The following is a 12453-nucleotide window of genomic DNA, read 5'->3' on the forward strand; positions in this document are numbered from 1 at the left end:
AAAGGGATAGGCTATTGGTTTTCTTTTTTCTGCTTTTCAAGTTCTTCTAGCTCTTTCTCTTTTCTGCGCTGTTCTCTCTTTTCTTCCCTTAGTTCTTTCCGGCTTTTCTTAACAGAATCAACCTGGATAGCAGGTTTTGATGTAGAATCTTTTTTCGCTTCTCCACCAAATAAACGATCAAAAAGGTTCTTTGATTCATCGTGAGTTTCAATGGCAGGCAGAGGGTCATCGCCGTCAAAAGTATTCGTGTCAATTGTAGTGGTGTCGGGCAATAGATATTGTCTTAATCCCTCTCTAAGGCGTACGTTGTAAAAGCCATATCCGCTGGTGTCAGGAGGAGTAAGGCCTCTTTTGGCCATAATATTCCCTATGTATTTAAAGTACGGATACATGTAGTCTTTAAGCCCACCATCGCCTCTGAATTTGTAGAGAGCAATTTTAGGACGAGGAACTATGTTTGCAAGAAATATACCCTCTCCAATATTTAAATCCGATGGTTTTTTGCCAAAATAATGTCTTGTTGCCTCACCAATACCATAAACGTTTTGTCCCATTTCAATAATGTTAAAATAGACTTCAAGCATTCTGTTCTTGGTGGTAAGGTGGTTGTTTTCTATCAGCCACACGATTAATATTTCCTCAGCTTTGCGGGCAAGGGTTTTTTGTCGACTCAAGAAAACATTTTTAACCAATTGCATTGAAATTGTACTTCCTCCACGAACAAACTTTTTCTCTTTAAAGTTTATGGCAAATGATTTACGGATTGATTCCTGAACAAAGCCTTTGTGGGTAAAGAAAGAAGGGTCTTCAGAGGTTAATATTGCGTTTTTAAAGTTACTCGAAACCTCCGAAAGCGGAGTGAAATTTGGATTGGAAGGCCCTATAAGGATATCCCGCATAGGTTTTCCATTCTCGTAAGGAGTGTATACAAAGTCTTTATTGATTTTTTGCAAGTTGGTTTTCCCCCATTTTAGTATTTTAAAGTTTGAAGGGGTTAGGCCTGATGAAAACTTAACACTATCAGGCAATGAGGTGTCAAGGTAAAAGTCCAGGTCATATTTAAGTTTTCCGCTAACTTTTAAGCCTTCTAGTGATTCGAATAATCCTTGGGGAAAAGAGTTGAATAGGTCTTGCGCATCCTGTTCTGGAGCGCGAACTTTCACCTCATAGATTTTGTTCGGAGAAAGCGTATATTTTAAATAGGGGTGTATTGATGCGTTTTTTAGAAATACGGTTGATGAGCTGTCCAGCGTAACGTAGTTTGGCCCAATAAGCATGTTGGCATCAATTTTAGCATCGGGTACTATCACATCATTAGGTGCAATTTTTGGATGATTGATAAGTAGATTCTTTACAGACCATGAGCCTTCAATTTTGAAATCATCACCACTATATTCCGCATTTTTCATCTCGGTTCTAACCGTATCAAAGCTTAATTTTGCTTGTAATTTCTTGTTAAGATATTGAAGTTGAACAGGGCCATTTTCTGCAAAAAGCATTACATCTAACTGTTTTTTACCTGGTTTTAACTTTCCATTTATATGCCAGGTTGCATCTTTATCATTTACAAGCACGGTGGACGTTAAATCGCCATCGTCTATTGTTGCAGTAGTGGTTAAAAAGGATAAACGTGCAGTATCGTTGTCATTAACAGCTAACATTAGGTTTTTAACCTCCATGTTGTCCGGAATCTTATACAGAAATTGATTCAATAGGTTGTGCGCTAAATCACCCAAGTCTACTTTAGATTTTTTCTCTGTGGTATCTTTCTTTTTGCGTTTTAAAATGAAATCAAGATTGCTTAGGGAATCTTTAAATACAATATTTATTTTGCCTGTATTAAGGATAACCTCCGATAATTTTACATCACCAACAATTAGTGGGAATAACTTAACACCTACAGTTAGATCGTTTATGGTGGTTAATGTGTCTCTGTCTTTTGGCACAACAGAGATGTCGGTCATGTGAACAGTACTTAGTCCACTAAAACCAGCTGATCCGATTTTAATATCCAGATTAAAGTCTTTATCCGCTTTGGCTATTGCTTTAGCCATTATTTTCTTTAATAAAGCTTCCCTTTTGTTGTAAGCTATAGCACCTAGCGTAACACAAACCACAAGAAAACTACCTAAAACCCACGCGCCTATCTTTATGTATTTTTTAGGGATATTAATTTTTGGAAGAAGCATGCTGTAGAATAAAATATTTATTGCTAAACGTTAAATACTAATGTTTATTTCGCGTTAAAATTACACTAAAAACCCAATATTGAATAGAATGGGCTAAAAATATTCACCCATTTGCAATAATGTAAAGAAGGGTCATGAATGCTTGGGGAGTTTTAGTTAAATTTGTAACAATGATTATTAGCCCAGAACAAGTCCTAGCAGCCTTGAGAAATGTTGAAGATCCTGATCTTAAAAAAGATCTGGTGACTTTGAACATGATCAAAGATTTAAAAATAGAAGATAAAAACGTAAGTTTTACTTTAGAGTTGACTACTCCTGCATGCCCTATGAAGGATATGCTTAAAAACGCTTGCCTGAATGCAGTAAAGCATTTTGTTAGTCAGGAAGCGGAGGTGAGTATCAATATTACCTCAAGAGTAACCAAACCTATGGATACCACCCAGTTAAAAGATATCAGAAATATTATTTTGGTTTCATCTGGTAAAGGAGGTGTTGGAAAATCGACTGTTGCAAGTAATCTGGCAGTATCATTAGCCGCTGATGGAGCAAAGGTTGGGTTGATAGATGCGGATATTTATGGTCCCTCTGTACCCACCATGTTTGATTTGGTTGGGGCAAAGCCTAGTGCAAGAGAAACGGAAGACGGCAAAACACTTATTTTGCCGATTGAAAAATACGGCATAAAGCTATTGTCGCTTGGTTTCTTTGCTGATCCTGATCAGCCTGTGCCGTGGCGTGGGCCAATGGCTTCAAATGCTGTTAAGCAATTATTTAATGATGCAGACTGGGGCGAACTTGATTATCTGATTGTGGATCTTCCCCCAGGCACCGGAGATATTCACATCACCATTACACAGAGCTTCCCAATTACCGGAGCTGTTATTGTTACAACACCTCAGCAGGTTGCTTTGGCAGATACACGTAAAGGTTTGGCAATGTTTAAAATGCCGGGCATTAATATTCCTGTTTTAGGAGTTATCGAAAATATGGCTTATTTTACGCCTGAGGAGTTACCTGAGAATAAGTATTATATCTTTGGAAAAGATGGGGGAAAAGGACTTGCGCAATCTTTTAATGTGCCTTTTTTAGGTGAAATTCCAATTGTACAAAGCATTTCAGAAGCAGGAGATAATGGTGCGCCTATAGCCTTAAATACCGAAAGTAAGATCTCAGGGGCTTTTGCTGAAATTGCAGGGAAGGTTGCTCAGCAAGTGGCGATAAGCAATGCGCAAACTGTTAATTGCTAAAAATTTACTATTTTTATACTTTAATAAAATATAACCAATGAATTTAACAGAACAAGTAGAGCAGGCATTAGAGACCATTCGTCCGTATTTAATCGCGGATGGTGGAGATGTTGCTATTGAAGAGATTACGCCGGAGAATGTAGTTAAATTAAAATTATTAGGTAACTGCGGATCCTGCAAAATGAGCTTTATGACTATGAAAGCGGGCATTGAGCAAGCAATTATGAAGGCAGTACCTCAAATTACCTCAGTAGTTGCTATAAACTTGGCTGAGCCGGTATAAACGATTTAACACTATTTAACTAGCCGTTTTATTAAATACAGCTAATTTTGTAACATGAAGTATTCGTTCACCTTAATCTTGCTTCTTTTCGTTTCTTCGGTATTTGCGCAGCAAACTACTGCAGATAAGAAATTGATCCAATTTTCCGGAATTATAACCGATGTGGATAGCAATACTGTTGTGCCTTATGTAACTGTTACAAACTTATCAGACAAGGAGCAGCGATATGCGGCTAATTACAAGGGATTCTTCTCTTTTATAGCCCATCCTGGAGATACAATTTTGTATACTGCAGTTGGTTATAGGGACTTATTGTTACCTGTTCCTACTGTAATTAATGATACGAAGTATACGGCAATGATTAAATTGAAGGCTGAGATCATTAACCTTCCTACCGTTAGGGTTTATCCCTGGGCAACTGTGGAGGAGTTCACCAGAGACTTTATGTCAATGAAGATAGCAGATGATGATTATGCTATAGCCTATAGAAACCTATCACAAGAAAGCCTGTCGGGATTAATGCAAACCCTTCCAAGGGATGGCGGTGAAATCCAAAGTTCGAATTTCAGAACAAATCACGACAGGTCTTTAAATAAGAATATGGTTCAGACTAATCCCCTGCTTAATCCATTTGCATGGGGTAAACTAATGCAATCTATCTTTAAGGGGGATAAGAGCCGAAGCTCTGATAACTAGTGTCTTTTGCCTTTACTCTGGTGAGGAAAACGCATCTTATAATCAGCCTTTATATTGCCTTTAGAAATCGCATCCAGTTTGCTTTGAAGCATTCTCTTGCGTAACAATCCTAATTTATCAGTAAACAAAGTACCTTCTATGTGGTCGTATTCGTGTTGAATAACACGTGCAGGCATACCTGTGAACTCTTCGGTATGAAGCTCCCAGTTCTCATCATAATATTCGATAAGGACATTCGGTTTACGCATCACATCCTCTCTAATGTCAGGAATACTTAAACACCCTTCATTAAAAGCCCAGGCTTCTCCTGTTTCTTCAAGAATTTCAGCATTGATGAATACCTTTTTAAAACGGGTTTTATCTTTTTCATCAGCGCCTGTATCAACAATAAACAAACGTATTGGTAGTCCTATTTGAGGGGCTGCCAAGCCAACACCGCTTGCATTATACATGGTGTCGAACATATTGGTGATTAGCTGTGCCAGGTCCGGGTATGTCTCGTCAATTGGAGCGCATACTTTTTTCAAAACCGGATCTCCGTATGCTACAATGGGTAACTTCATGCTGCAAAAATACAAATATTACCCTAAAGGATAAAAAGTTAGGGCACTAAGATTACTTTCATCTAATATTTCATTGGTAATATTACCAATATCTGTTGTTGAGACGGCCTGTATTTTGTTGAAAACAGTCTGTAGATCATCTATTTTATCATAATCGATAAGGCTTTTTGCCATTGAAATAATGAGCCCGATTCGGTTTTCTTCGCCAAGGGCTATCTGTCCGATGAATTTATTTTTAGCTTTTTGGAGTTGCACCTCGCTAAATGGGTTGTCACGAAGCTTTTTAAGCTCTTTAAAAATAAGAGAGCTGGCTTTGTTTACTTTCTCCTTATCGGTGCCAAAATAAAGCGTAAAAATACCTGTATCACTTAAAGGACTGTAGCCAGATTCAATGGTGTAAGCAATTCCATACTTCTCTCTGATTTGAAGGTTTAATATAGAGCTCATTCCATTACCACCCAGCAGATTATTTAGTAATAACAGGCCTGTTTTGTAAGGATGGTGTAAAGAGTACGCCTGACTACCCAGCATTGCGTGAGCCTGCTGAATAGGCTTATTAAATGTTTTAGTAACCACAGGAGCTTTTAAAGGAGCTTCTCTGGTTGATCTATATAGGTTTTCAGGAATGTCTGAGTAGTGTTTTGATCCAATTTTTACCACCTTATTTAGAGAATAATTGCCCAACACGGCGATCACCATTTTATCTGTATGGTAGTTCTCTTTTATAAACTGATGAATGTCTTTTTGAGTGATCTTGCTTACGCTGTCCGTTGTTCCAAGTATGTTGCGACCAAGAGGGTGTCCTGAGAATACCAGGTCTTCAAAATCATCATAAATAGCTTCCTCAGGTTGATCAAGGTAAGAAGCAATCTCATCCAGTACGACGCTCTTTTCTTTATCCATTTCATCTTCAGGAAATGTAGAGTGAAAAACGATATCGTTAAAAAGCTCGAGAGTTCTGTCCAGATAAGGGTTTAAAAACGAAGCATGGATACAGGTATACTCTTTAGTAGTATAAGCATTTAGGTCTGCACCAACACTTTCAAGCCTATTTAAAATCTGGTTTGTACTGCGTTTCTCTGTACGCTTAAAGATCAGGTGCTCAATAAAGTGAGCCAGACCTGCATTTTCGTCGCTCTCATCTCTCGATCCGCTATTTATAATAATGCAGGCATGAGATATTGCAGATGCTGATGGTACATGAAGTATGCGGATGCCATTGGGCAAAGTGTGAACGTTGTATTCCATTAATCATGCAAAGATACAGAGAAATATATCATGCGATTATAATTTTTCTGTGTCGGGATAGCTCAAGTTCAATTCGTCAATGATGGTCTGTTTTTTGGGCCTTGTTGCCAGTAAAAAAACAAAGAAAATAAGGCTTGCAATGAGAAAAATGATATTGCCACTTACCAGAAAACCTATGGTGTTTAGTAGTGAAGGGAACTCAAAAAGCGCTGCACGAATTATAAACGCGACTTGGTATTTATTGATTTTATCCTCTGCAGATAGATCCTGAAGATTTGATATTTGTTGTTTGTACAGGTATTGTCCAGCTATTAGGGAAATGATTCCAAGTATTGGAAATAGGGGGAAGAACACCTCTGGTTGATTTAAACTTGTATCAATAGAAAGGCGATCTTTAACTGTTAAGTACGATGTTGCGGCCATCACAATTATGGCCACACAGAATGCAAGATGTATAGTCTGCATTGCTTTTAATTTGGAAGAATTCATTATTAAGAGATTAAGTTAACTCAATATAATGAATTCTTTTAAAAATTACCACTGGCCCCACCACCACCAAAATTGCCGCCACCAAATCTGGTCTGGTCATTTTGGACCTGAGTGCCCGAGAATGTTTCTGAAACGATAAGTGATTCAACTTTTAGTTTATCCATTAAATTGTCTTCATTAAGGTCCTCATAAGTAAATCCATATTTTGGTGTTTTTAAGTATTTGATTACGCTGTAAGAAATTCCTAAAAGTATAGCTCCGATAATGCAAAGCGCACCTTCTATTGGCATCACATTGTAATAGGTTCTAAAGGTAAATACTGCGATTGCAATTAGTAATAATCCAGATCTAAGCAAGATTACATCCTTCTTTCTTAGTCCTAAATACATATATACAAAAGGAATTGCAATGGTCCAGATCCAGAAAAAAGCGGCAAAGGGAACTTTTGCTTCCCTAGGCTCTCCCAAATTATAAGTACCTGCATAGGCTTCTGTAGTGCTAAGTGATTGAACAATAAAGTAATTTCCAGCGAAATATAATAAGAGTAGACTAATGATTTGTACAACACTCAAACAATTGGCGTAATAGATGGTAAGCTTTTTTCTGATAAGCCCTTTGGATAAAAGATAGAGGCCTGAACAAACTATCATTATCAAAAAAGGCATTGTTGACATTCCCCATGAAGAAAGGCCTTTCCAGACTGAAAATATCGTTGCAATAAGCGCAAGTAAACTTACTGCGGTCATTAGCATGTCTGTAAAGCGCAGCGCATAATACAGGGCTAACAGAAATATAAAAAAGGAAATGCGAGAATAGGAGATGTCGTTAGTAGTATTGAATTGTATTATAATAAATACAGCTACAAATAACCCTCCTGAAATCCACATTAGGGCATCGTCAACACCTGATTTATAGTGATTACTGCTTTTTATCATTACTTCCAGGGCTATATAGGTAACGATCCCAAGAAATAAATAATAACCCCAGGTATCAAGAATGTGCATATCGCTCACCATAAGGGTAATTAATCCACCTGAAAACAATACAATTATACAGGTGAGAATAAAGAGACCCACCCTAATAAAAATATTAGGGGTATAAAAACCAACAGGGTATTTATCTTCTATTTTCTTTTGCTCATCGATACTTATCGCATCGGCATTACGGGCTTTTTCTGCTTCTTCCCTGATTAATAAATTAGCAAGCCAAAGGTTATTATAAATGATCATGCCGTTTTAATTTTTTTGTTGAGGTTAATTAACAGAAAGATAATGCCTATTGCCGAGCCAATAAAATACATGAATGAAAGCGTGATTGAGGCATCATCCTTCATTGAGAAAAGAGCTCTTAATACCAGGCTGCTAATTGCGATGTACGTATAAAGAACAACCAATAATATGAAGTAAAATGAGTTGTATTTAAATGAGTCCGTGTAAATGTAGTAGGCTAAAACAAATAGTGTTAGCATGAACAAAAATGAAATACCTAAATCGTAATAAAAGAAATAGCCGGCAAGCAGAGAGATAAAGGACAGATGTACTCCAAAATGCTGATAGGTAAATCTAAAGTGCTTCTTAAAATTAAAGCGAGCGCTTAAGTACGCCGCCAGCAGGAGTAATAATCCTAAAAAAATGTAAGTAAAAATAACAGTCTGACTATTAAAATCAGTGTTTAAAAGCAATTGTTTTGGGGTTACAGATACCCCCATCCAGACGGCTAGATTAGTTATACCCATTGCTAAAATACCCAAATGATCAAATTCATAAGCGATATAAAACAAGACAAGCATTGGAATGAAGGTTGCCATCCCATAGTTTGTTCCAAATACAGTATATTGAAATTGTAAATAGCCCACAAAAGATAAAAAACTAAGGCAAGCTAATAGGAGGATATAATCAAAAAAGGAATTAGGAGATTTTATCTGTTCTTTATTAAATGGTTTTTTGTGTTTAAAACAATAAAAAAAGCAACCCCCACTAATAGCTGCAATGATAAGTAAAATGACCTGATGGCCAATTGTATCTATATTTTTATAGATCAGAATACCTAGTCCGGTACTTAAGAGTACTACCCCCAGATAAAGCAAAGTTTTTAATTCCCAATGCAACGAAAATAATGGTGCATGAGATGTGTTTTTTATTTTCTCGAAGGATTCTTCGGAGATGCAGTCTTCTTCAAAGAGTTTTTTGAAAAGGTCTATATTCATTGTAAAGAGATGTTAATCAAAGGATAGTTCAAGTATACAAAAAAGATGTCGTGTAGCTGGTATTTCCTGTCAATTTGACAACAAAAGTGTTTTGGAACATCCCTTGATAGTGGTGTATGTACTTAAAAATGAGTTAACATATGAGCATAGAAGAAAAAGGAACCATATCCATTCACACGGAGAACATTTTCCCAATCATCAAGAAATTCCTGTATTCCGATAACGAGATCTTTTTAAGAGAACTTGTTTCGAATGCCGTTGATGCGGTACAAAAAATTAAGCGTTTAGCAGCTCTTGGTCAGTACAGTGGAGAGCTTGGAAGCCCTTTAGTAGAGGTAGCTGTCGATAAAGAAAAGAAAACCATTACAATTACTGATAATGGTTTGGGAATGACTGCTGAAGAGATCAAAAAATATATCAATCAGGTAGCATTTTCTGGCGCAAGTGAGTTTGTAGAGAAGTTTAAAGACGCCAAAGATGCGAATGAAATCATTGGTAAATTTGGTTTAGGCTTTTATTCTGCCTTTATGGTGGCTGATTTGGTAGAGATTCAAACCTTATCATATCAAGAAGGAGCAGAGCCTGCTAAATGGGTTTGCGATGGTAGCACTGAGTTTGAAATTACTGCAGGTAGCAGAGCAACACGTGGTACAGAAATTACGCTTCACGTTAATGCCGAGTCTGAAGAGTTTTTGGATAACCATAAGATAGAAGAGATTCTTGACAAATACGGTAAGTTTTTACCTGTACCAATCAAGTTTGGAACAAAAACCGTTCAGGAACCTGATGGTGAAGATGAAGAAGGAAAGCCAAAAACTATAGGTGCTGAGGTTGACAATATCATCAATACAACTAATCCAATCTGGACAAAGGCGCCTGCAGATTTGTCAGATGCGGATTACCTTGCATTTTACAAGCAATTATATCCATTCTCTGAAGATCCTTTATTCTGGATTCACCTAAATGTAGATTATCCTTTCAACTTAACAGGTGTATTATACTTCCCTAAAGTGAAAAATGATTTTGACATGCAACGCAACAAAATCAAATTGTTTTCGCGCCAGGTATTTATTACAGATGAGGTAAAAGATATTGTGCCTGAGTTTTTAATGTTATTACATGGTGTTATTGACTCTCCTGATATTCCTTTGAACGTTTCAAGAAGCTTTTTACAAGCGGATAGTAATGTTAAAAAGATCAACAGCTATATCACTAAAAAGGTTGCTGATAAGCTTCAGGAGCTATTTAACAAAGACCGCAAAGGATATGAAGAAAAGTGGGGAGATATTGGTCTATTCGTTAAATACGGAATGGTTAGCGAAGAGAAATTTAATGATAAAGCCAAGGATTTCGCATTGCTAACAAACACCAAAAATGAGAACTTCACTTTTGATGAGTACCGCGAAAAAGTTAAAGATTTCCAGACGGATAAAAACGGACAGGTAGTTTATATCTATTCAAATGATCCTTCAAAACAAGATAGCTTTATCCAATCGGCCAACAAAAAGGATTACGACGTTTTGTTAATGAACTCTCCGATTGATAATCACTTTGTTAGTCACCTGGAGCAAAAGCTAGAAAAAACGGCTTTAAAGCGTGTAGATTCAAGTGTAGCTGATAAGCTAGTTGAAAAGGATGAGGCTATTGAATCAGTACTTACTGAGGAGCAGAGTAAAAAAGTAGCAGGTATTTTTGAAAAAGCAATCACTAAACCAGGTATGCATGTAGAGGTTGTTGGGTTAAATCCTGATGAATTGCCTGTTACAGTAACTATGGATGAGTTTATGCGCCGTATGAAGGACATGGCTCAAATGGGTGGCGGAATGGGTTTTTATGGCAATATGCCTGATAGTTATAAAGTAGCTATTAATGGAAACCATAAGTTGATTGGAAAGATCTTAAAAACAGACAATGAGGAAGAACAGGGGTTACTTGCCAAACAAGCAGTAGACCTTGCTTTACTTGCTCAGGGAATGTTAACAGGAGCAGAATTAACTGCTTTTGTAAGCAGAAGCGTTGAGTTGATCTAGAATTTCAGATTAATATATTGTTTAGATCCCGCCATGATAGAATTCATGGTGGGATTTTTTTTAATACAGGTGTAGCGTTTTGATGATGAGAGTCGTTTTGGGGTAAAAAGACAAATTATTATGAAAATTTCAAACAAATTAAAGACACTTTTTACTGCTGTTACGGTATCTGCCGTGTTGGTTTCTTGTTCTAAAGATAGAATAGACTATACACCACAGCCTATATCAATTATGGGCGTGATCCATGCCTCACCAACTACAGAAAAATTGGATTTTTATGTTGGAGAAACTAAAGCAAACAGAGATGATTTTGCCTATACCAATAAAATCAATTACTTGCAGATTTATTCGGGAGATAGAGATGTTAAAATCACTAAAAAAGGATCTACAGCTACAGTTTTGACTGAAAAATTAAAACTTGTTGACCAAATGGCGTATTCACTTTTTATCATTGATACGTTTGATAAAGCGAAGTTTTTGTTAGTTAAAGATTCTGTAACTATGGCTGGTGCAGGTAAAGCTAAATTGCGTTTCATCAACCTTAGTCCTGATGCTCCGGCATTAAACCTTGGGATAGTTGGAAAAGATGCGCCAGTTGTTACTAATAAGTTGTTTAAAGAATATAGTAACTTTGAAAGTATTGATGCTGGTGATAAAGTGACATTTAAGATCAAGAATAATGAAGGTGTTGAGGTTGCCTCTTTAGTTGACCAAAAAATTGAGCAAGGAAAGATCTATACAATTTGGGTAAAAGGCCTTAAATCAGCAACAACAGATGAGATGAAAGTTGGAGCTGTTATTTACAGTCACCAATATTAATTGATAATAAGCCGGCCTTTAATTTTTAGGTCGGCTTAAAAAGATTTATTTGAATTGCCGGACACTATAAAATATGATTATTAGAAGAATTCTTAATGGTGCAGAAACAGAATGCTCGGGTTTGAGGATATCATAGCGGGGTGTTTGAAGAATGACAACAAGAGTAAAGAAATGATCTATAAATCATTTTACGGCTATCTTATGGGGGTTGTTTTGCGTTATGTAAATGACAGAAATGACTCGGAAGAGCTTGTAAATGATAGTTTTATAAAGATTTTTAAAGGAATAAATCAATTCAGTTTACCAAAAGACAATACCGAAACACAAAAAGCCTTTAAAGGCTGGATAGCGAGGATTTCATCGCGCACTGCGATAGATTTTTTGAGAACAAAGAAGACACATTTATATATGGATGACATCAGCGAGGATCAGCAACCGTTAACACAGGTGAATGCGGTTACGCAATTGAATGTACAAGATATTTTAAAGCTTCTTAGTCAATTGCCGGAAACACACCGGTTGATTTTTAATATGTATGAAATAGAAGGGTTCTCGCACGATGAGATATCGAAGATGCTGAACATTCCAGAGAGCTCAAGTAGAGTATATTTAACGCGAGCAAAGAATAAGTTGAGAGAGCTGTATTCAAGAACATTAATTAATTCATATGCAACCAACTGATC

Annotated in this window: 12 protein-coding genes; 6 read left to right on the plus strand and 6 right to left on the minus strand. The window is 36.8% G+C overall.

From position 1 onward, the window contains the following. Positions 1–11: 11 nt before the first annotated feature. Positions 12–2189: a transglycosylase domain-containing protein gene (locus HQN83_RS07140; protein ID WP_173089662.1), complete on the minus strand. Its 2178-nt coding sequence runs from the start codon at positions 2187–2189 to the stop codon at positions 12–14. 170 nt (positions 2190–2359) lie between these two features. Between HQN83_RS07140 and HQN83_RS07145 the strand changes: the two genes are divergently transcribed. The 3 genes from HQN83_RS07145 to HQN83_RS07155 are packed head-to-tail and all read left to right on the plus strand — an operon-like array spanning position 2360 to position 4415. Continuing rightward, entirely contained in the window at positions 2360–3436 is a 1077-nt protein-coding gene (locus HQN83_RS07145; protein WP_173089663.1) for an Mrp/NBP35 family ATP-binding protein, read from the plus strand. Positions 3437–3473: 37 nt separating this feature from the next. Then, the gene (locus HQN83_RS07150; RefSeq protein WP_048908103.1) at positions 3474–3719 is read left to right on the plus strand and encodes a NifU family protein; all 246 of its coding nucleotides are present in this window, start codon (positions 3474–3476) and stop codon (positions 3717–3719) included. Positions 3720–3773: 54 nt separating this feature from the next. Beyond that, the gene (locus HQN83_RS07155) at positions 3774–4415 is read left to right on the plus strand and encodes a peptidase associated/transthyretin-like domain-containing protein (protein WP_173089664.1); all 642 of its coding nucleotides are present in this window, start codon (positions 3774–3776) and stop codon (positions 4413–4415) included. Here HQN83_RS07155 and def read toward each other — a convergent pair. The 5 genes from def to HQN83_RS07180 are packed head-to-tail and all read right to left on the minus strand — an operon-like array spanning position 4412 to position 8921. Further along, positions 4412–4978: a peptide deformylase gene (def, locus tag HQN83_RS07160; RefSeq protein WP_173089665.1), complete on the minus strand. Its 567-nt coding sequence runs from the start codon at positions 4976–4978 to the stop codon at positions 4412–4414. The genes HQN83_RS07155 and def overlap by 4 nt on opposite strands. Before the next feature lie 18 nt (positions 4979–4996). Continuing rightward, positions 4997–6226: a M16 family metallopeptidase gene (locus HQN83_RS07165; RefSeq protein ID WP_173089666.1), complete on the minus strand. Its 1230-nt coding sequence runs from the start codon at positions 6224–6226 to the stop codon at positions 4997–4999. Positions 6227–6262: 36 nt separating this feature from the next. Then, positions 6263–6715, minus strand: coding sequence for a hypothetical protein (locus HQN83_RS07170; protein WP_173089667.1), 453 nt, complete (start codon positions 6713–6715; stop codon positions 6263–6265). A gap of 38 nt (positions 6716–6753) precedes the next feature. Continuing rightward, the gene (locus HQN83_RS07175; RefSeq protein WP_173089668.1) at positions 6754–7944 is read right to left on the minus strand and encodes a hypothetical protein; all 1191 of its coding nucleotides are present in this window, start codon (positions 7942–7944) and stop codon (positions 6754–6756) included. Further along, positions 7941–8921: a DUF2157 domain-containing protein gene (locus HQN83_RS07180; RefSeq protein WP_173089669.1), complete on the minus strand. Its 981-nt coding sequence runs from the start codon at positions 8919–8921 to the stop codon at positions 7941–7943. The genes HQN83_RS07175 and HQN83_RS07180 overlap by 4 nt, the downstream gene beginning before the upstream one ends. 140 nt (positions 8922–9061) lie before the next feature. Here HQN83_RS07180 and htpG point away from each other — a divergent pair, with 140 nt between their 5' ends. The 3 genes from htpG to HQN83_RS07195 all read left to right on the plus strand — a co-directional run bounded on the left by htpG (position 9062) and on the right by HQN83_RS07195 (position 12451). Further along, positions 9062–10951: a molecular chaperone HtpG gene (gene htpG, locus HQN83_RS07185; RefSeq protein WP_217277351.1), complete on the plus strand. Its 1890-nt coding sequence runs from the start codon at positions 9062–9064 to the stop codon at positions 10949–10951. 120 nt (positions 10952–11071) lie between these two features. Beyond that, the gene (locus HQN83_RS07190; protein ID WP_173089670.1) at positions 11072–11770 is read left to right on the plus strand and encodes a DUF4397 domain-containing protein; all 699 of its coding nucleotides are present in this window, start codon (positions 11072–11074) and stop codon (positions 11768–11770) included. Positions 11771–11881: 111 nt separating this feature from the next. Then, the gene (locus tag HQN83_RS07195) at positions 11882–12451 is read left to right on the plus strand and encodes an RNA polymerase sigma factor (RefSeq protein ID WP_173089671.1); all 570 of its coding nucleotides are present in this window, start codon (positions 11882–11884) and stop codon (positions 12449–12451) included. The last annotated feature ends 2 nt before the right edge of the window (positions 12452–12453 follow it).

Origin of the sequence: Pedobacter foliorum (assembly GCF_013266735.1) — a bacterium.
In the GTDB taxonomy this organism is placed as follows: Bacteria; Bacteroidota; Bacteroidia; order Sphingobacteriales; family Sphingobacteriaceae; genus Pedobacter; species Pedobacter foliorum.

What these genes read in the sequence shown, in the direction of transcription:
- HQN83_RS07140 (WP_173089662.1), bottom strand. Translation starts at nt 2,189, where the DNA reads ATGCTTCTTCCAAAAATTAATATCCCTAAAAAATACATAAAGATAGGC.
- HQN83_RS07145 (WP_173089663.1), top strand. Translation starts at nt 2,360, where the DNA reads ATGATTATTAGCCCAGAACAAGTCCTAGCAGCCTTGAGAAATGTTGAA.
- HQN83_RS07150 (WP_048908103.1), top strand. Translation starts at nt 3,474, where the DNA reads ATGAATTTAACAGAACAAGTAGAGCAGGCATTAGAGACCATTCGTCCG.
- HQN83_RS07155 (WP_173089664.1), top strand. Translation starts at nt 3,774, where the DNA reads ATGAAGTATTCGTTCACCTTAATCTTGCTTCTTTTCGTTTCTTCGGTA.
- def (WP_173089665.1), bottom strand. Translation starts at nt 4,978, where the DNA reads ATGAAGTTACCCATTGTAGCATACGGAGATCCGGTTTTGAAAAAAGTA.
- HQN83_RS07165 (WP_173089666.1), bottom strand. Translation starts at nt 6,226, where the DNA reads ATGGAATACAACGTTCACACTTTGCCCAATGGCATCCGCATACTTCAT.
- HQN83_RS07170 (WP_173089667.1), bottom strand. Translation starts at nt 6,715, where the DNA reads ATGAATTCTTCCAAATTAAAAGCAATGCAGACTATACATCTTGCATTC.
- HQN83_RS07175 (WP_173089668.1), bottom strand. Translation starts at nt 7,944, where the DNA reads ATGATCATTTATAATAACCTTTGGCTTGCTAATTTATTAATCAGGGAA.
- HQN83_RS07180 (WP_173089669.1), bottom strand. Translation starts at nt 8,921, where the DNA reads ATGAATATAGACCTTTTCAAAAAACTCTTTGAAGAAGACTGCATCTCC.
- htpG (WP_217277351.1), top strand. Translation starts at nt 9,062, where the DNA reads ATGAGCATAGAAGAAAAAGGAACCATATCCATTCACACGGAGAACATT.
- HQN83_RS07190 (WP_173089670.1), top strand. Translation starts at nt 11,072, where the DNA reads ATGAAAATTTCAAACAAATTAAAGACACTTTTTACTGCTGTTACGGTA.
- HQN83_RS07195 (WP_173089671.1), top strand. Translation starts at nt 11,882, where the DNA reads ATGCTCGGGTTTGAGGATATCATAGCGGGGTGTTTGAAGAATGACAAC.